The organism is Comamonas sp. NLF-1-9 (assembly GCF_019195435.1).
Taxonomy (GTDB): domain Bacteria; phylum Pseudomonadota; class Gammaproteobacteria; order Burkholderiales; family Burkholderiaceae_C; genus Comamonas_C.
In genome coordinates this window covers 1,725,826-1,743,064 of sequence record NZ_CP078069.1, presented here as the reverse complement: position 1 = coordinate 1,743,064, position 17,239 = coordinate 1,725,826, and the positions used below count along the sequence as shown (strand labels likewise).

At 67.8% G+C, this 17,239-nt stretch carries 18 protein-coding genes and 1 tRNA gene; 13 read left to right on the top strand and 6 right to left on the bottom strand.

The window, feature by feature from the left end:
* The first annotated feature begins 28 nt into the window (after window positions 1-28).
* The 3 genes from KUD94_RS08385 (at window position 29) to otnI (ending at window position 2,565) form a co-directional block, all read left to right on the top strand.
* Window positions 29-739, top strand: coding sequence for a uracil-DNA glycosylase (locus KUD94_RS08385; RefSeq protein ID WP_218236586.1), 711 nt, complete (start codon window positions 29-31; stop codon window positions 737-739).
* 85 nt (window positions 740-824) lie between these two features.
* Entirely contained in the window at window positions 825-1,739 is a 915-nt protein-coding gene (locus tag KUD94_RS08380) for a DUF3014 domain-containing protein (RefSeq protein WP_218236584.1), read from the top strand.
* 4 nt (window positions 1,740-1,743) lie between these two features.
* Window positions 1,744-2,565 carry a 2-oxo-tetronate isomerase gene (otnI, locus tag KUD94_RS08375; RefSeq protein WP_218236582.1) on the top strand — a complete coding sequence of 274 codons (822 nt, stop codon included), beginning with the start codon at window positions 1,744-1,746 and terminating at the stop codon, window positions 2,563-2,565.
* Here otnI and KUD94_RS08370 read toward each other — a convergent pair.
* Genes KUD94_RS08370 through KUD94_RS08345 form a run of 6 tightly spaced genes read right to left on the bottom strand, consistent with a single transcriptional unit; the run spans window position 2,531 to window position 7,638 of the window.
* The gene (locus KUD94_RS08370) at window positions 2,531-3,349 is read right to left on the bottom strand and encodes a zinc-dependent peptidase (protein WP_218236580.1); all 819 of its coding nucleotides are present in this window, start codon (window positions 3,347-3,349) and stop codon (window positions 2,531-2,533) included. The genes otnI and KUD94_RS08370 overlap by 35 nt on opposite strands.
* The gene (locus KUD94_RS08365) at window positions 3,349-4,128 is read right to left on the bottom strand and encodes a UDP-2,3-diacylglucosamine diphosphatase (protein WP_218236578.1); all 780 of its coding nucleotides are present in this window, start codon (window positions 4,126-4,128) and stop codon (window positions 3,349-3,351) included. Before KUD94_RS08365 ends, KUD94_RS08370 begins: the two co-directional genes overlap by 1 nt.
* A gap of 2 nt (window positions 4,129-4,130) precedes the next feature.
* Window positions 4,131-4,658 carry a peptidylprolyl isomerase gene (locus KUD94_RS08360; RefSeq protein WP_218236577.1) on the bottom strand — a complete coding sequence of 176 codons (528 nt, stop codon included), beginning with the start codon at window positions 4,656-4,658 and terminating at the stop codon, window positions 4,131-4,133.
* Between the two features lie 9 nt (window positions 4,659-4,667).
* Window positions 4,668-5,249, bottom strand: coding sequence for a peptidylprolyl isomerase (locus KUD94_RS08355; protein ID WP_218236576.1), 582 nt, complete (start codon window positions 5,247-5,249; stop codon window positions 4,668-4,670).
* Window positions 5,246-6,529, bottom strand: coding sequence for a murein L,D-transpeptidase family protein (locus KUD94_RS08350; protein WP_218236575.1), 1,284 nt, complete (start codon window positions 6,527-6,529; stop codon window positions 5,246-5,248). Before KUD94_RS08350 ends, KUD94_RS08355 begins: the two co-directional genes overlap by 4 nt.
* A 50-nt stretch (window positions 6,530-6,579) precedes the next feature.
* Entirely contained in the window at window positions 6,580-7,638 is a 1,059-nt protein-coding gene (locus tag KUD94_RS08345) for a nuclear transport factor 2 family protein (RefSeq protein ID WP_218236573.1), read from the bottom strand.
* Window positions 7,639-7,764: 126 nt separating this feature from the next.
* Here KUD94_RS08345 and cysS point away from each other — a divergent pair, with 126 nt between their 5' ends.
* From cysS to KUD94_RS08295, 10 genes are all read left to right on the top strand, one after another.
* A complete protein-coding gene (gene cysS / locus KUD94_RS08340) occupies window positions 7,765-9,141 on the top strand; it encodes a cysteine--tRNA ligase (RefSeq protein ID WP_218236571.1) in 1,377 nt (458 codons plus the stop codon).
* Between the two features lie 153 nt (window positions 9,142-9,294).
* Entirely contained in the window at window positions 9,295-10,272 is a 978-nt protein-coding gene (locus KUD94_RS08335) for an acetyl-CoA carboxylase carboxyltransferase subunit alpha (protein WP_218236569.1), read from the top strand.
* A 58-nt stretch (window positions 10,273-10,330) separates the two neighbouring features.
* Window positions 10,331-12,178 (top strand): methyl-accepting chemotaxis protein, encoded by a 1,848-nt coding sequence (locus tag KUD94_RS08330; RefSeq protein WP_218236568.1) that lies wholly within the window; start codon window positions 10,331-10,333, stop codon window positions 12,176-12,178.
* Between the two features lie 26 nt (window positions 12,179-12,204).
* The gene (gene tilS, locus KUD94_RS08325; RefSeq protein ID WP_218236566.1) at window positions 12,205-13,164 is read left to right on the top strand and encodes a tRNA lysidine(34) synthetase TilS; all 960 of its coding nucleotides are present in this window, start codon (window positions 12,205-12,207) and stop codon (window positions 13,162-13,164) included.
* 55 nt (window positions 13,165-13,219) lie between these two features.
* A complete protein-coding gene (locus tag KUD94_RS08320; protein WP_218236565.1) occupies window positions 13,220-14,479 on the top strand; it encodes an aspartate kinase in 1,260 nt (419 codons plus the stop codon).
* Window positions 14,480-14,536: 57 nt separating this feature from the next.
* Window positions 14,537-14,629: transfer RNA gene (locus KUD94_RS08315), tRNA-Ser, on the top strand.
* A gap of 184 nt (window positions 14,630-14,813) precedes the next feature.
* A complete protein-coding gene (locus KUD94_RS08310; protein ID WP_218236563.1) occupies window positions 14,814-16,037 on the top strand; it encodes an integrase arm-type DNA-binding domain-containing protein in 1,224 nt (407 codons plus the stop codon).
* A gap of 347 nt (window positions 16,038-16,384) precedes the next feature.
* Window positions 16,385-16,618 (top strand): hypothetical protein, encoded by a 234-nt coding sequence (locus tag KUD94_RS08305; RefSeq protein WP_218236561.1) that lies wholly within the window; start codon window positions 16,385-16,387, stop codon window positions 16,616-16,618.
* Entirely contained in the window at window positions 16,615-16,956 is a 342-nt protein-coding gene (locus KUD94_RS08300) for a hypothetical protein (protein WP_218236559.1), read from the top strand. Before KUD94_RS08305 ends, KUD94_RS08300 begins: the two co-directional genes overlap by 4 nt.
* A gap of 2 nt (window positions 16,957-16,958) precedes the next feature.
* Entirely contained in the window at window positions 16,959-17,204 is a 246-nt protein-coding gene (locus tag KUD94_RS08295) for a hypothetical protein (RefSeq protein WP_218236558.1), read from the top strand.
* Window positions 17,205-17,239: the final 35 nt, after the last annotated feature.

The following is a 17,239-nucleotide window of genomic DNA, read 5'->3' as shown; positions in this document are numbered from 1 at the left end:
CCCGTTTTTGACCAATATATTTTGAGCGATGAGCAACTCTGAGCCAAGCCAACTGCAGACGGCCGACCCCGCCGCCTGGCCGGTCGCGCCCGGCTGGGCGCCCCTGGTGGACCAGTTCTTTGCCAGCAAGGGCGGGCTGGCGCTGCTGGACTTCCTGCGCCAGCGCCTGGCCGCCGGCGCCAGCGTCTTTCCGCCGCGGCCGCTGCGCGCGCTGGAGCTGACCGCACCCGAGGCTGTGCGCGTGGTCATCCTCGGGCAAGACCCCTACCACGGCCGCGGGCAAGCCGAGGGGCTGGCTTTTTCGGTTGCGCCGGGGGTCGCCTTGCCGCCTTCATTGCGCAATATCTTCAAGGAATTGCAACGCGACCTGGGCACGCCCTGGCCGGCTTTCCCCGAGCCCGGCGGCTCGCTGGTGCGCTGGGCGCGCCACGGGGTGCTGCTGCTCAACACCTGTCTGACGGTGGAAGAAGGCCAGCCCGCGAGCCACGCCGGCAAGGGCTGGGAGCAGTTGAGCGACGCGGTCATCGGCCACGTGGCTGGTGGCGCGCGGCCGCTGGTCTTCATGCTCTGGGGCAGCCACGCGCAGGCCAAGCGGGCGCTGATCCCCAAGGATCGTGGCCATCTCGTGCTCTGCGCCAACCACCCTTCGCCGTTGTCGGCGCTGCGCCCGCCCCGGCCCTTCATCGGCTGCGGCCATTTCAGCCAGGCGCGCGCCTTCCGGTTGGAGCATGGCGGCTGAGGCGCTAAGCTAGCGCTGCGCGCCCCGGCGCCGCCCGCCCCGGGCCGCGTCCTTCGGCGCCTGCCTTGCCACCACCGGAGCCGCCATGCCACAGCCAGACCCCACCGAACTGCGCCCGCCGCGCCCCCGCAGCCGCCGCGACCCGGGATGGCTGCTGTTGCTGGTGCTGCTGGCGGCAGGCATTGGCTGGTATGCGTGGAATGTGCGCGGCAACTTCAGCGGCGCGCCCGCGCCGGGCGCCACGAACGCCCAGACGGCCGCAGTGCAGCAGTCGGCGCCCACGGACGCCCCGCCCGCCGCCGAGCCGCCCGAGGGCGAGATCCGGAACCCGATCGAAGAGCCGCTTGGCGAGCAGCCCGTGCTGCCGGCGCTGGACGAATCGGACGTGGACGTGGGCAAGGAGCTCGCGCAACTGCTGGGCGGACAGCGTGCCGGCGCCTTTTTGCAGCTCGACGCCTTTGTGCGCCGCGCCGTGGCCACGGTGGACAACCTGGCGCGCGAGCAAGCCCCGGCGCGCATGTGGCCGGTGCACCCCATGCCCGGGCGTTTCACGGTGCAGGGCGAGGGCGCGGCGCCGCGCATCGCCGCGGAGAATTCCGCACGTTACGAAGCCTTCGTCGCGTTTGCCGAGAGCGTGCCCGTTGCCGCAGCGGCCCGGCTGTATGCGCGCCTGTATCCGCTGTTTCAGGTGGCCTATGAAGAGCTGGGCTACCCCGGCAAGTACTTCAACGACCGCCTGGTGGCGGTGATCGACCATCTGCTGGCCAGCCCCGAGCCGGCCGAGCCCCCTGCCGTGCATCTGGTGAGCGTGGCCGGACAGGTGCAGTCGCTGCAGCCCTGGGTGCGCTACGAATTCGTGGACCCGCAGTTGCAGCAACTCTCGGCCGGACAGAAGATCATGGTGCGCGTCGGTCTGGACAAGGAACGCCGCCTCAAGCGCGTGCTCCTGGCGCTGCGCGCCCAGGTGGCCAGGACGCCAGCGCCCATGTCGGAGCAATAAGCGCATGCCGCGTTTTGCCGCCAACCTCTCCATGCTCTATGGCGAGCATGGCTTTGAGCAACGCTTTGCCGCAGCCGCGGCCGACGGCTTCGAGGGCGTGGAATACCTCTTTCCCTACGCCTGGCCCGCGTTGGCGCTCTCGCAGCGTCTGCGCGATGCCGGCCTCACCCAGGTGTTGTTCAACGCCCCGCCGGGCGACTGGGAGGCGGGCGAGCGCGGCCTGGCCTGCCTGCCCGGGCGCGAGGCGCAGTTTCGCGCCGGCATGCTGCAGGCGCTGGACTATGCGGCAGAGCTTGGCTGCGGGCAGATCCACGTCATGGCGGGCATTGCGCCAGCGGGTGCTTCGCCAGCGCAGCTTGCCGACTGCTACCGGGCCAATCTGCACTGGGCCGCGCAGCAGGCGGCGCAGGGCGGCGTGCAGGTGCTGATCGAGCCGCTCAATGCGCGCGACTTTCCGGGCTACTTCCTCAGCCAGCAGGCGCAGGCCCACGCACTGGTGCAAGAGCTTGGCCTGGCCAACCTCAAGGTGCAGATGGACTTGTACCACTGCCAGATTGCCGAGGGCGACGTGGCGACGAAGGTCCGCCACTACCTGCCCACGGGCCGGGTTGCGCATCTGCAGATTGCCGGCGTACCCGCGCGCCAGGAACCCGACGAGGGTGAACTCGACTACCGCTACCTGTTTCAGGTGCTCGACGATGTGGCCGCGCAATGCGGCTGGCGGGGCTGGGTCGGCTGCGAATACCGCCCGCGCGGCGCGACCAGCGCGGGCCTGGCGTGGCGGAGCGTGCTCAGTGCGGCTGCCCCGGCTGAAAGAAGGCCTTGAGCAAGGGCGCGAGCGTGGGGAATTCTTCGGCAAAGCGCTGCGGGTCGACGAACCAGGCCTCGCAGGCCACGGCAAAGAACTCCCCCGGTGCGCTCGCGCCGTAGGCATCGAGCCAGGGCCAGGGCTCGCCAAAGCGCTCGGCCAGGCGCACCTTGTCGCGAAAATCCACGTAGGCCGCGCCCCAGACGCGCCGCCACAGGCGCCGCGCCTCGCGCACCGACTCCACGCCCATGAAGCCCGGCGGCAGCGGCGGGCAGCCATCGGCGCGCCCCGCCTTCATGTCGATCTTGTGCATGAATTCGTGTATCACCACGCTGCTGTGGCTCTGGCCGGCCTCGTGCACCGCCGGCCAGACCAGCATGATGGGGCCGTGCTCCATGGCCTCGCCGAGCAAGATCTCGTGGTAGTGGTGCACCACGCCCGCAGCGTCCATGGAGCTGCGCAGCGCCAGCGCCTCGCTCGGGTGCACGACGATGCCGACGAAGTCGTCGTACCAGGCCAGCGCCTGGCGCGGCTCGCCCCAGTGCAGCAGCGGCAGGCAGGCCTGGGCGGCAATCGCCACGGCCATGGCGTCGCTCACCTGCAGGCCATGCGCGCCGGTGAACTCCTTGCGCCGCAGAAACAGCGCCGCCAGCACGCGCAATTTGGCCTGCTCCTGCAGACTGAGCGCGCGCAGGAACCCGTAGTGAGCGATGGTAGGCAGCCACAGCGCGTCGCTGATCGGACGCACCGGCGCGACCATGGCCAGAAGGCGTTGCAGCAGGCGTGCGGCCGCGCGGCGCATCAGCCGCCTGCCAGGTCTATGCGCTGGGCGCCCGCAGCGCTCAGGCGCAGCGCCTGCGCGCGCCGGGGCGCATGGTCCATGTCCCAGTCGCTCAGCACCAGGCGGCGGCGCCCGTCTGCCAGCGCGTGCTCGGCGGGCCGGTGCGTGTGCCCGTGCACCAGGGTAGGCGCGTTGGCGGCCTGCAGCCAGGCGCTGGCCGCGGCGGCATCCACGTCTGCCCAGAGGCTCTGGGTGTGTTTGCGCGCTTCGCTTTCGCTGCGCATGGCCCTGGCCTGGGCCTGGCGCTCGGGCAGGCTCTGCGCGAGCCAGCGCGACTGCCACTCGGGCGCGCGCACCATGGCGCGAAACTGCTGGTAGGGCAGGTCCTCCAGGCACAGCGCGTCGCCGTGGCTCAGCAGCCAGCGCCGGCCGGCCAGTTGCAGCAGTGTCGGGTCTTCGAGCAGCGCGATGCCCGTCGCCCGGGAGAAGCCGGCGCCGATCAGAAAGTCGCGGTTGCCGTGCATGAACCAGATCGGCAGGCGCTCACGTGCCTGGCGCAGCAGGGCGCAGGCGCGGGCCTCGAAGCTGGCCGCGTCTTGCAGCACGTCGTCGCCCACCCAGACTTCGAACAGGTCGCCCAGAATGCACACCGCGTCGGCCGGGGTGCTCGCCAGATGGTCGAGCAGCGCCGCGAGCGTCGCCGGGTGCGCGGCGTCCAGGTGCAGGTCGGAGATGCAGTCCACCGCCCGCCACTGCGCCGGCGCATCCAGGCGGGCCGGGGGCGGCGCGGCTGCGGCCATGCTCAGAGCGCGACGGCCTTGTCGATCACCACGGCATCGAAGGGCACGTCGTCGTGGTAGCCCTTGCGCGTGGTGCGCACCTTGCGGATTTCATCGACCACGTCCTGGCCTTGCACCACTTTGCCGAAAACGGCATAGCCCCAGCCCTGGCCGGTCGGTGCGGTGTGGTTGAGGAAATCGTTGTCCACCACGTTGATGAAGAACTGCGCGGTGGCGCTGTGCGGGTCGCCGGTGCGCGCCATCGCGACGGTGTACTTGTCGTTCTTCAGGCCGTTGGCCGCCTCGTTCTTGATCGGCGCGTCGGTGGGCTTTTGCTGCATGTCGCTGGTAAAGCCGCCGCCCTGGATCATGAAGTTCTTGATCACCCGGTGAAAGATGGTGCCGTCGTAATGGCCCTTGTTCACGTAGGCGAGGAAGTTGGCGCACGATTGGGGCGCCTTGTCGTCGTCCAGCTCGAGCACGATCACGCCGGGCTTGTCGCCGTCGGCGCCGTGCAGGGTCAGGTTCAGTTGTACTTGCGGGTGGCTCACGGGGGCTCCTTAAGAGACGATGGTGGCGGATTCGATCACCACGGGCGTGGTCGGTACGTTCTGGTGCGGCCCGCGGTTGCCCGTGGCCACGGCCTTGATTTTGTCGACCACTTCCTTGCCCTCGACCACTTTGCCAAAGACGGTGTAACCGTAGCCGTCGGGCTTGGGGGCGTTCAGGCCGTCGTTGTTCTTGACGTTGATGAAGAACTGCGAGGTGGCCGAATTGGGGTTGCCGGTGCGCGCCATCGCGATCGTGTATTCATCGTTCTTCAGGCCATTGTCGGCTTCGAGCGGCACCGGCGCGCGCGTGGGCTTTTGCACCATGTCGGCGGTAAAGCCGCCGCCCTGGATCATGAAGCCGTTGATTACGCGGTGAAAGACGGTGCCGTCGTAGTGCTTGTCGCGCACGTACTGCAGGAAGTTGTCCACGGTCCGGGGTGCCTTGGCGCGGTCCAGTTGCACCACGATGTCGCCCAGGCTGGTCGTGAGTCTTACCCTGGGCTGGCTGTCGTCTGCGGCGTGCGCGGGCAGCGCGGCCAGCGGCGCTGCGGCCACGAGCAAGGCCATGCAGGCGGTGCGGCGAGAGGTCATCCTATGATTCCTTCGTAAAAAATGCGCCATTGCGTGCCCTGGCGCGTCCAGTACTGGCGGCGCACCGGGCCCGTGCGCTCACCCTGGGCCACTTCACCGAAAGTGACCACCATGGTCTCGTGCGTATCCACCCAGCGCAACAGGCTCAGCTCCTTGAGCTGCAGCGCGCGCCCGGCCAGCGCCGCGGTTTCGTTCTGCAGCTCGAGCGCCCAGTCGCTCAGGCCGAGCTCCACGCGGTTCTTGCGCGCCCTGAAATCCGGCGCGTAGTAGCTTATCAACTGCTGCAGGTTGCCCCGGGTCTTGGCCCGGCTCCAGTCGTCCAGCACGGCCTGGAACTCGCGGCGCTCGCGCTCGCTTTGCTGCGCCGCCGGGGCCTGCCATTGCAGCGCGCTGGCGATCACCACGGGCGTGGTGCGCGGCTCCACGCTCTGCAGCAGTCGGGCCAGATCCGGGTTGGACAAGGCCACGCAGCCGTCGGTCGCGAGCGGCGCACGCGCAAACTGGTTCGAGGGCGTGCCGTGCAGCCAGATGCCGCTGCCCGTCTTGCCGCGCGCCTGGTCCAGCGCATTGGGGTAGTTCAGCGGCAGCGCTCCTATGCCGTAAATGTCTTGCAGCGTCGCGGGGTCGAGCCGCGCGGTGATGAAGTACACGCCCAGCGGCGTGCGCTGGTCGCCCTCGCTCGACTTCTCGATGCCCAGCTTGCCGACCGAGGCGTAGTAGTCGGCCACGAGCTGCAGCCCTGCCGGGGTGTTCTCGAACAGGTACAGGCGCGAGAGCGACGCATCGACCGCAATCGCGTGGCGATAGCGCGGCGCCAGTTGCAGGAACTGCGACGGCACACTGCCCGGCGTGCGCTGCGCCAGGCGGGCGTGGGCCGCCACGCGCTGGCGCGATTCGGTGCGCAGCTCTTGCAGCGCGGCATCGGCCGCTGGCGCAGACACGTCGCCGAGCTGGCGCAGCGGCCGCATGCGGGCGCTGAGCAGGTCGCCCAGCGTGAGCTGCGCGAGGTGAAAGTTCGGGTAGTCGCGCACCAGCGCTTGCGCCTGCTCCAGCGCCTTGGCCGCGTGGCCGGCGCGGGTCAAGGCGTACACCTGGAGCAGACGCGCCTCGGCATCTGCCCCGTGGGCGGGCGCGGGCGCCTTGGCTCTGGCAGGCTTCTTGTGGCTGCGGGCGGACGTGCTGCCGGCTTGCGCGAGGGCCGCCGCCGGGCTTGCCAGCAGCGCTGCCGCGGCCAGCACCACGAGGGCGAGACGGCCGGGCTGGCGTGCGAGATCGATCATGGAAGGCGCAGGGTGCAAGGCTGGCGCGGGGCCCTGGAGGGCACCCGGCGCTACCTGCCTACCGATTCGCGGGTGATCTTCCAGTTCCCGTCACGCCTGGCCAGCGTCAGCGTCTTGGAAGAGTTCACGTGCAGCGCGTCGCCCTGGTATTCCTGGCGAAAGCTGGCGCTGGCCTCGTCGCCCCGCACCTTGATCTTGAGGTCGTGCAGTTTCACGCTGATCTGCGATTTGCCGACGATGCGCGCGTGCCTGTCCTTTTCCCAGGCGGCGCGCGACTGGCGGCCGGCCGGAGAAAAATCATCGGCATAGGCGCTCAGATAAGCCTGCATGTCTTTGTCCGACCACGCCCGGGCCCAGGCCTGCACCGCCTGGGCGACGGACTGTTCGGCCTGGCTGGCTGCAGCCGCCGCGCCGGTGTCGGCCCCGGATGCGGGAGCGGCAGCGCTTGCCTGTGCCTGTGCCTGTGCCGTTGCAGAAGCAGGCGCCTGCGTGCTGCTTGCGCTGGCTGCGGCCGGCGGCTGGGCTGCGGCGGCCTTGGCTGGCGCCCCGGGCTCGGGTGCGGGCGCGGTGTCTGCGCTCGGTGTGGAGCGCGCGGGGAACAGGTCGCGGATCAGCGCCAGCTTGGGCTTGAGACTCTCGCCGCTGGCGCCCTCGAGCTGCAGCGCCTTGTTGTAGGCCTGGCCGGCCAGCTTGGCGTAGATGTCGCCCAGGTTTTCGTGCGCCGTGGCGTAGCTCGGGTTGGTGCGTATCGCCATCTCCAGCGCGGCGCGCGCCTTGTCGAGCTGGTTCTCCTGCGCATACAGCACGGCCAGGTTGTTGTAGGGCTCGGGCAGTTCGGGGTAGTCGCGCGTGAGCTCGGTGAAGGTCTCGATCGCCGCCTTGGTCTGGCGGCTCTCGCTTTGCGCCACGCCGCGCAGAAACCGCAGCTGCGGGTCTTTGGGCGTGGCGGCCAGGCGCTGCTCCACTTGCACCAGCGCCTGCGAGGCCTTGCCGTCCTTGAGCAGTGCGGCGATGTCGGCATAGTCGCTGGCGTGGACCGCCGCCGTGCACAGCAGCAGCGCTGCCGACAATTGCAGCAGCCGGGCGAGGGGATGGCGAAGAGGCAGCATGGGGGTGTTGGCGGCTGCGCAGGGAGGCCGCCGATTTATACTGCGGCGGATTCTATCCGAGGGGTCTGGCGCCCCGGCGGGGCTGGCGCAGCGCCAGCCGCCCGCCGGCCGACCCCGCAACCACCCATGAGTTTGCGTATCTACAGCACGCTGGCGCGCGCGGTGCAGCCTTTTGCCCCGATGCAGCCCGGCCATGTGCGCATGTATGTCTGCGGCATGACGGTCTACGACCTGTGCCACCTGGGGCATGCGCGCTCCATGATCGCCTTCGACTTGGTGCAGCGCTGGCTGCGCGCCAGCGGCTGGCGCGTCACCTACGTGCGCAACATCACCGACATCGACGACAAGATCATCCAGCGCGCCGTCGAAAGAGGCGAAAGCATACGCAGCCTGACCGACCGCATGATCGCCGCGCTGCACGAGGACGCCGACGCCCTCGGCATAGAGCGCCCGACGCACGAGCCGCGTGCCACCGACTACGTGCCGCAGATGCTCTCGCTGATAGGCCGGCTGCAGGACAAGGGCCTGGCCTACCAGGCGGGCGTGGGCGGCGACGTGAACTTTGCGGTGCGCAACTTTCCCGGCTACGGCAAGCTGTCGGGCAAGACGCTCGATGAACTCAACGCCGGCGAGCGCGTGGCGGTGCAGGACGGCAAGCGCGATCCGCTCGACTTCGTGCTCTGGAAGAGCGCCAAGCCGACCGAGCCCGAAGAGGTGAAGTGGGCCAGCCCCTGGGGCCCGGGGCGCCCCGGCTGGCACATCGAGTGCTCGGCCATGGGCTGCGCACTGCTGGGCGAGAGCTTCGACATCCACGGCGGCGGCGCCGACCTGGCCTTTCCGCACCACGAAAACGAGATCGCCCAGAGCGAAGGCGCCAGCGGCAAGCCGTTTGCGCGGGTCTGGATGCACAACGGCTTCATCAACGTGGACAACGAGAAGATGTCCAAGAGCCTGGGCAATTTCTTCACCATCCGCGACGTGCTCAAGGTCTACGACGCCGAGACCGTGCGCTTCTTCATCGTGCGCAGCCACTACCGCAGCCCGCTGAACTACAGCGATGCCCATCTGGACGATGCGCGCGCGGCCTTGAAGCGCCTGTATACCGCGCTGGATGCTGTGGCGCCCGAGCCCATCGAGCTCGACTGGAGCGAGCCGCACGCCGCGCGCTTCAAGGCGGCGATGGACGAAGACTTTGGCACGCCCGAGGCCGTGGCGGTGCTGTTCGAGCTTGCGGGCGAGGTCAACCGCAGCCGCTCGAGCGCGCTCGCCGGTCTGCTCAAGGCCCTGGGCGCCTGCCTCGGGCTGCTGCAAGCCGACCCGCAGAGCTTCCTGCAGGCGGGCGGGCGGCTTGACGAGGCGGCGATATCGGCGCAGATTGCCGCACGCTCGGCCGCCAAGGCCGCCAGGGACTGGGCCACGGCGGACCGCATCCGCGCCGAGCTGCTCGAATCGGGCATCGTGCTCAAGGACGGGCCCGAGGGCACCAGCTGGGAAGCGCTGTGAGGCGCGCCGCCCGCGCCCGGCGCAGGCTGCCTGCCGGCATGCGCGGCCCGGCGGCGAGTTGGTATATTTGACGGTTCTTTGGAACCGCTTCCCGTCGAGCAATCCGGCAAGTGGCGGGCGCGGCGCACACGCGCTGCCCCAGGAGAGACCAAGTTGGCTAAAAAAACCTTTCTGGACTTCGAGCAACCCATCGCGGAGCTGGAATCCAAAATCGAAGAACTGCGCTATGTGGACAGCGAAAGCGCGGTAGACATTTCCGAAGAGATAGGCCAGCTCACGAAGAAGAGCCAGCAGCTCACCAAGGACATCTACAGCAACCTGACGCCCTGGCAGATCACCAAGATCGCGCGGCATCCGGACCGCCCCTACACGCTGGACTACGTCGCCGAGATCTTCACCGACTTCACCGAACTGCACGGCGACCGCCACTTTGCGGACGACCAGAGCATCATCGGGGGCCTGGCGCGCTTCAACGGCAATGCCTGCATGGTGATCGGCCACCAGAAGGGCCGCGGTACCAAGGAGCGCGCGGCGCGCAACTTCGGCATGACGCGCCCCGAGGGTTACCGCAAGGCGCTGCGCCTGATGAAGACGGCCGAGAAGTTCAAACTGCCGGTGTTCACCTTCGTGGACACGCCCGGCGCCTTTCCGGGCATAGACGCCGAGGAGCGCGGCCAGTCCGAGGCGATAGGGCACAACATCTACGAGATGGCGCGCCTGGAGGTGCCGATCATCACCACCATCATCGGCGAGGGCGGCTCGGGCGGAGCGCTGGCGATTTCCGTGGCCGACCAGCTCATCATGCTGCAGTATTCGGTGTACTCGGTGATCAGCCCCGAGGGCTGCGCCTCCATCCTCTGGAAAACCAGCGAGCGCGCGCAGGACGCGGCCGAGGCCATGGGCGTGACGGCGCACCGCCTGAAGGCGCTGGGCGTGATCGACAAGATCGTCAACGAACCCGTGGGCGGTGCCCACCGCGACCCCAAGCAGATGGCGGCCTTGCTCAAGCGCGCGCTCGCCGACGCCTGGCGCCAGCTCGCCGACCTCAAGACCAAGGAGCTGCTGGAGCGCCGCTACGAGCGCCTGCGCAGCTACGGGCGTTATTCCGATCTCAAGGCGGACAGTCACTGACCCCGTCCGGGCGCCGTACCATTTCCCGGCGTCTCCACACTTCAAGGCAAAGACGAACATGCAGTTGCTCAAGACACTCAAGGGGCAGGTGCTCCTGCTCTCTGCCCTGTGCCTCGTGGCGGCGCTGGCGGTGCTCACGGCGGCCAACTACGCGACTTCGCGCGCCCAGGCGCTCGATGCCCTGGCGGCGCAATCGCGCATGCTGGCCAAGACCAACGCCGACGCGATCCGTGACTGGATCAAGTCCAAGACTGCGGTCGTGGTCGTGGCGGGAACGGCGATAGACAACCCGCAGCCAGAGCCGATCCTGGCGCGTCTGCGCGATGCAGGCGGGTTCATCACGGCGTATTTCGGCTACCCGGACAAACGCACGGCGTTTTCCAGTGCGCAGAGCCTGCCGCCGGACTATGACCCGACTTCGCGTCCCTGGTACCAAGCGGCCGTGGCGGCGCCGTCCACGATCCTGACGCCGCCCTACGAGGATGCCGGTGGGCAGGGCTTGGTCGTCACGGTCGCGCAGGCGATGCGCGTGGCGGGCAAGGTGGTCGGGGTGAGCGCGGGTGATACCTCGATCACGGCCGTCGTTCAGGCCGTCGGCGCGATCAAGCCCACACCGGCAAGCTACGCCTTTCTCGTGGGGGGCAACGGCGCGATCATCGGTCACCCCGACGTCAAGCTGACCCTCAAGCCCGCCAGTGATCTTTCGCCTCGACTCAGCGTTGCGGGGCTCAAGGAAATGGCGCAGAGCCCGCAATTGCAAGCCGTGGCCTTGCAGGGGCGGGACATGCTGCTCACCGTGGTGCCGGTAGCGGGCACGGATTGGCAGTTGGTGATCGCGGCCGATCAGGGCGAGGCGCTGGCGGGCATCCACACGCTGGTGCAGGTGTCGCTGCTGGTGGCGCTGATCGTGCTGATCGCGGCCATCGTGCTGTTGTGGCTGGTGCTGTCGTGGCGCCTCAAGCGCCTGACGCAGGTGCGCGACGCGATGCATGAGATCGGCGAGGGCGATGGCGACCTGTCGCGCCGCATCGATGCGCAAGGGGTGGATGAGCTGGCGCAGATTTCCGCCAGCTTCAACAACTTCGCGGGCAAGCTCGCGGGCGTGCTGGCGCAGATTCGCGATGCGAGCCAGTCGGTGCGCACCGCGTCCGAGGAGATCGCCAGCGGCAATCACGACCTGTCCAGCCGCACCGAACTGACTGCGGCGAGCCTGCAAGAGACCTCGGCCTCGATGCAGCAACTGACCGAGACCGTGCGCCACACCGCCGAGGCGGCGGGCCAGGCGAACCAGCTCGTGGCCCAGGCTTCCAGCGTGGCGCGCCACGGCGGCGAGGTGGTGGGCAACGTCGTCTCGACGATGCAGCAGATCAACGCCGCCTCGCGCAAGATCAACGACATCATCGGCGTGATCGACGGCATTGCGTTCCAGACCAACATCCTGGCGCTGAATGCGGCGGTGGAGGCGGCGCGCGCGGGCGAACAGGGCCGGGGTTTCGCGGTGGTCGCCAGCGAGGTGCGGGCGCTGGCCGGGCGCTCGGCCGACGCGGCGCGCGAGATCAAGGCGCTGATCGGCGCCTCGGTGCAGCAGGTGGAAAGCGGCGCCAAACTGGTGCAGGACGCCGGCACCACCATGACCGAGATCGTGCAATCGGTGCAGCGCGTGACCGACATCATGGCCGAGATCACGGCCGCCACCACCGAGCAAAGTGGCAGCATCGGCGAGGTCGGGCAGGCGGTCTCGCACCTGGACGAGATGACGCAGCAAAACGCCGCGCTGGTCGAGGAAAGCGCGGCGGCGGCGGCCAGCCTCAAGGATCAATCCGCGCGCCTGTCCGACGTCGTGGGGACCTTCAAGCTGCGTGGCGACGAGGGCGCTCTCAAGCGCCTGGCTCCGCCGCGCGGCTGACGCGGTCGCGCGCCGCCGCATGCGCCGTGCCCCTGTCTTTTGAAGCCGCGATCGCTGCCTTCGCGCCCGATCTGCCGCTGGCCGTCGGCCTGAGCGGCGGCGCCGATTCCACCGCTTTGCTCCTGGCCTGCGCGCGCCGCTGGCCGGGGCAGGTCCACGCCTTTCATGTCCATCACGGCTTGCAGCAGGCGGCGGACGACTTCGTGCGCCACTGCGAGGCCTTGTGCGCGCGGCTGCAGGTGCCGCTGCAGATTGCGCGCGTCGATGCGCGCCACGCTCCGGGCCAGAGTCCCGAAGATGCGGCGCGGCGTGCAAGATATCAGGCTTTTTTGGTTCTAGCCCAATCTGCGAGCGCACAAGCAGCTATCAAAAACATTGCACTTGCGCACCATGCGGACGATCAGGTCGAAACCTTGCTGCTCGCTCTCTCGCGCGGCGCGGGCGTGGCCGGCCTTGCCGCCATGCCTGCGCACTGGCAGCGCGACGGCCTGCTCTGGCATCGCCCGCTCCTGCAGGTGGCCGGCTCCGCAGTGCGCCAATGGCTGGCCGGGCAGGGCGTGGCCTGGGTGCAAGACCCGAGCAACCAGCAAGAGCGCTATACGCGCAACCGCATCCGCCTGCACCTTCTGCCGGTGCTTGATGAGGTGTTTCCGCAGTTTCGCGACACCTTTGCGCGCAGCAGCCGGCATGCTGCCGAAGCCGCCGAGCTGCTGCGCGAGCTGGCGCAGGCGGATTTGCTCAGTGCTGGCGTGCCGCCTGCCATCTCCCGCTTGCAGACCTTGAGTGCGGCGCGCCAGGCCAATGTGCTGCGCCACTGGCTGCGCGAGCACCACGGCACCACGCCCAGCAGCGCGCAACTGCAGGCCTTGCTGGCGCAGATCAAGGCTTGCACGACGCGTGGACACCGCATCCATCTCAAGGTCGGCAGCGGCTTTGTGCAGCGCAACAACGCGGTGCTCGATTGGTACAATTCCGCGCTTTTGTGATCGCTGCCTGAGCGCCGCCGCCCTTCGCGCGCCGCGCCTTTTGACGGACATTTTCATGGCCTTGTACGTTCATAAGTACGGTGGTACCTCGATGGGGTCTACCGAGCGCATACGCAATGTCGCGCGCCGCGTTGCCAAATGGGTGCGCGCCGGCCACCAGGTGGTAGTGGTGCCCAGCGCCATGAGCGGCGAGACCAACCGCCTGCTGGGTCTGGCCAAGGAAATCTGGCCCGGCAAGGCCGGCGACGCCTACCACCGCGAGCTCGACCAGCTGGCCGCCACCGGCGAGCAGGCGTCGTCCGCACTGCTGGCCATCGCGCTGCAGGCCGAGGGTCTGCAGGCGGTGAGCTTCACCGGTTGGCAGGTGCCGGTGCGCACCGACAGCAGCTACACCAAGGCGCGCATCGAATCGATAGACGACCAGCACGTCCGGGCCGAGCTCGACGCGGGCAAGGTGGTCATCGTCACCGGCTTTCAGGGCATAGACGCCGGCAACAACATCACCACGCTGGGGCGCGGCGGCTCGGACACCTCGGCGGTGGCCATCGCGGCGGCGATCGGGGCGCACGAATGCCTGATCTACACCGACGTGGACGGCGTCTACACCACCGATCCGCGCGTCGTGCCCGAGGCGCGGCGGCTCAATACCCTGAGCTTCGAGGAAATGCTGGAAATGGCCAGCCTGGGCAGCAAGGTGCTGCAGATCCGCTCGGTGGAGTTTGCCGGCAAGTACAAGGTGCCGCTGCGCGTGCTCTCGAGCTTCACGCCCTGGGACATCGACATCGACGAAGAAGCCAGGTCGGGCACCCTGATCACACTTGAGGAAGATGAACAAATGGAAAAAGCCATCGTTTCGGGCATCGCCTTCTCGCGCGATGAGGCCAAGATCTCCATCCTGGGCGTGCCCGACCACCCCGGGGTTGCCTACCGCATTCTGGGCGCCGTGGCCGACGCCAGGGTGGACGTGGACGTGATCATCCAGAACGTGAGCAAGGACGGCAAGACCGACTTCAGCTTCACGGTGCCGCGCGCCGACCTGGAGCGCGCCTCGCTGCTGCTGCGCGACAAGGTGCTGCCCGAGCTCGGCACCGACCAGCTTGTCACCGACGCCAAGATCGCCAAGGTCAGCATCGTCGGCATAGGCATGCGCAGCCAGGTCGGCGTGGCCAGCACCATGTTTCGCACGCTGAGCGAAGAGGGCATCAACATCAAGATGATCTCCACCAGCGAGATCAAGACCTCGGTGGTCATCGACGAGAAATACGTCGAACTGGCGGTGCGCGCGCTGCACCGCGCCTTTGGTCTCGATCAGTGATTTGCGCCTGAGCCTGCGTAGATTGGCAGGCAAATTCAGGCATAATGCGCGGTTTCTGGAGACGTGACCGAGTGGCCGAAGGTGCTCCCCTGCTAAGGGAGTATGGGGTGTTGAGCCTCATCAAGGGTTCGAATCCCTTCGTCTCCGCCAGGGATAGCTGAAATACCGTGCACTACCGTGCAAAAAGACCCCGTAAGATCAACAACTTACGGGGTTTTTTAATGCACTGCCGTGCAGTACCGTGCACATGAATGCAGGGTCAAAAACGGGTAGTTTTCCGGGTATCTTTTTCCCTGTAACGATTTTGTTACAAAGATACCCGCAAAATAGCGTCATGCCCCTGTCTGACATCACCTGTCGCAAGGCGGTTTGCCCGCCGGAAAAAGCCCTGCACCGCCTGGCCGATCAAGGCGGACTGTGCCTTGACGTCACGCCATCCGGCGCGAAGCTATGGCGCTTCCGCTACTACTTCGCGGGCAAGGAAAAAATGATCAGTCTTGGCTCCTACCCCGTGGTGAGCCTGGCCAACGCCCGGGCCTTGCACCTGCAGGCGCGCGAGCAGCTGGCAATGGGCAAAGACCCGTCCGCGCAGCGGCGCGCCGCGCGCGAGCAACAGGCGGCCGACAGCGCAAACACCTTTGAGCACGTGGCCCGGCTGTGGTGGCAGCGCTGGCGCCAGGGCAAGAACGAGCGCCACGCCGCCTACACGATGGGGCGCATGGAGAAAGACATCTTCCCCAGGCTGGGCAAGATGCCGGTGCGCTCGATCACGGCAAAGCACCTCAAGACCATGGCGCAAGGCGTGGAGGCGCGCGGCGTCTCTGACCTGGCGTATCGCACGCTGCAGATCGCCAGTGCGGTGCTGCGCTTTGCCGTCACCGAGGATCTGATCGAGCGCAGCCCTGCGACGGATTTCCGCCCTGGTGACATCCTTCGGCCAAAGAAGCCGGTCAACTTCGCGCGCATCGATGCTGCCGAGCTGCCCGATCTGCTGCGCAAGATCGAGGCCTACCAAGGCGGCCCCTACACCCGCTTTGCCATGAGGTTGATGAACCTGACCTTTGTTCGCACCAGCGAGCTGATCGGCGCGCGCTGGGAAGAGTTCGATCTTGCGGCAGGCCTGTGGCGCATCCCGGGCGAGCGAATGAAGATGAAGACCCCGCACCTGGTACCGCTGGCGCCGCAAACGATAGAGCTGCTGCAGGCGCTGCAGACGCTGAGCAATGGCCGCTCGCTGTTGTTTCCTGGCGAGCGTGACCACGAAAAGCCCATGAGCAACAACACCATCCTTGCGGCCCTGGCGCGGCTGGGCTACAAGGGCACGATGACCGGGCACGGCTTCCGTGGGCTGGCTTCCACCATCTTGCATGAGCATGGTTTTGCCGATCGCGTGATCGAGTCGCAGCTTGCGCACCAAAAGCGCGACAAGATCGCAGCCGCCTACGACCACAGCCAACACCTGGCCGAGCGGCGCAAGATGATGTCCTGGTGGGCAGACTACCTTGATCAGGCGCGCCGAGGCGCCCAGGTCATCGAGCTGCACTCGCGCACGGGCTGATGGCGGGCGCACCGGCAATCGTGCAAGCTTGCACCTTTGCACTGCGCCCGCAAGCGCTTGCCGCGTTGACGCCGGCGCGCTGGCGTGCATAATTGACCCCGGCCCTTTGATGGGCTGGTGCTTGAAAACACCCCTTCGATAAGCGGCGCAACCTCCCCGACAGCGAGGTTTCGTCACGTCTGGATTACGGCTTGCGGGCGGCGCCCGTGGCCACGGTTTCGGGCGGGATGGCCGGATCGGCAACGCCCGGCGCATGGTCTTATCGCCGTGTTTTCAACATCCCGTCCACCTGCTGCGCTTGAAAACGCGGCAGGTGGGTTCAAGGTCTCGATAAGGAGCATGAAACCATGTCCGTGGTAATCCCCATGCGCAGCCGCAGCGGCGCGCCTTCCCTGCCCGATACGGGCGCCTCTACCGACACCCTGCAAGCCTTTGGCGACGCGCACAACGCGCTGAGCGTGGCCTTGCACTACCTGCGCCAGCCCGGCGGCAATCTGGCAGGCGCCCGGCGCAAAACCGGCCTGGCGCTGGCTGCGCTGCGCCGTCTCGATCGCGCCGGTGCAGAAGGAGGTGCAGCATGACCAAGCGCCAAACCCAAGCGCCCGCCAATGAGCCGGAGGCAGCCGGCTTTGAACCGCTCGATCTACACGAAATTTACATGGCGCAGGCCTTCGGCGATTTCAGCGCCGGGGTCAGGCTGGGGGCGTTCGATGCGCGCCGCCTGGCGCAGCGTCTACGCGGCATAGAGGCGATTTCAGCGGTCTTGCTGGCCTGCGGCGATGACAACCGACTGCGGATTTCAGCGCGCATGCTGAGCGGTCTTGCGGACGCCGTGCACGCCCTGGCGCTCGAGGCTATCGACGTGCTCGACAGGGCCGATCTCGAGGGCAAGCTTGAAGCCGGCGGCGGGGAGGATTGATCATGGTCAAGTTCACTCACGCCGAATGGCTGAGCCCAGATCGGCTGCTGGATTTCGAGCATGTTGACGATGCCAGCGGCCGCTATGTGAACGTAGCCGCCAGCCGCACCTGGCGCGCCGTTGACCTGAGCGTGGGCACAAATGACGGCAGCTGCATGGTTCGTCTTGCGCCCGACCTGGCGCGCGCCGTGGCAGCGCTGCTGGTGCGCTGCGCCGAGGCGTTGGAAGCGGGCGGGGAGCTGCCGTAGTTCGCGCCGGGCGTCAAGCCTGATTGACGGCAGCG

What these genes read in the sequence shown, in the direction of transcription:
- KUD94_RS08385 (WP_218236586.1), top strand. Translation starts at nt 29, where the DNA reads ATGAGCAACTCTGAGCCAAGCCAACTGCAGACGGCCGACCCCGCCGCC.
- KUD94_RS08380 (WP_218236584.1), top strand. Translation starts at nt 825, where the DNA reads ATGCCACAGCCAGACCCCACCGAACTGCGCCCGCCGCGCCCCCGCAGC.
- otnI (WP_218236582.1), top strand. Translation starts at nt 1,744, where the DNA reads ATGCCGCGTTTTGCCGCCAACCTCTCCATGCTCTATGGCGAGCATGGC.
- KUD94_RS08370 (WP_218236580.1), bottom strand. Translation starts at nt 3,349, where the DNA reads ATGCGCCGCGCGGCCGCACGCCTGCTGCAACGCCTTCTGGCCATGGTC.
- KUD94_RS08365 (WP_218236578.1), bottom strand. Translation starts at nt 4,128, where the DNA reads ATGGCCGCAGCCGCGCCGCCCCCGGCCCGCCTGGATGCGCCGGCGCAG.
- KUD94_RS08355 (WP_218236576.1), bottom strand. Translation starts at nt 5,249, where the DNA reads ATGACCTCTCGCCGCACCGCCTGCATGGCCTTGCTCGTGGCCGCAGCG.
- KUD94_RS08350 (WP_218236575.1), bottom strand. Translation starts at nt 6,529, where the DNA reads ATGATCGATCTCGCACGCCAGCCCGGCCGTCTCGCCCTCGTGGTGCTG.
- KUD94_RS08345 (WP_218236573.1), bottom strand. Translation starts at nt 7,638, where the DNA reads ATGCTGCCTCTTCGCCATCCCCTCGCCCGGCTGCTGCAATTGTCGGCA.
- cysS (WP_218236571.1), top strand. Translation starts at nt 7,765, where the DNA reads ATGAGTTTGCGTATCTACAGCACGCTGGCGCGCGCGGTGCAGCCTTTT.
- KUD94_RS08330 (WP_218236568.1), top strand. Translation starts at nt 10,331, where the DNA reads ATGCAGTTGCTCAAGACACTCAAGGGGCAGGTGCTCCTGCTCTCTGCC.
- KUD94_RS08320 (WP_218236565.1), top strand. Translation starts at nt 13,220, where the DNA reads ATGGCCTTGTACGTTCATAAGTACGGTGGTACCTCGATGGGGTCTACC.
- KUD94_RS08310 (WP_218236563.1), top strand. Translation starts at nt 14,814, where the DNA reads ATGCCCCTGTCTGACATCACCTGTCGCAAGGCGGTTTGCCCGCCGGAA.
- KUD94_RS08305 (WP_218236561.1), top strand. Translation starts at nt 16,385, where the DNA reads ATGTCCGTGGTAATCCCCATGCGCAGCCGCAGCGGCGCGCCTTCCCTG.
- KUD94_RS08300 (WP_218236559.1), top strand. Translation starts at nt 16,615, where the DNA reads ATGACCAAGCGCCAAACCCAAGCGCCCGCCAATGAGCCGGAGGCAGCC.
- KUD94_RS08295 (WP_218236558.1), top strand. Translation starts at nt 16,959, where the DNA reads ATGGTCAAGTTCACTCACGCCGAATGGCTGAGCCCAGATCGGCTGCTG.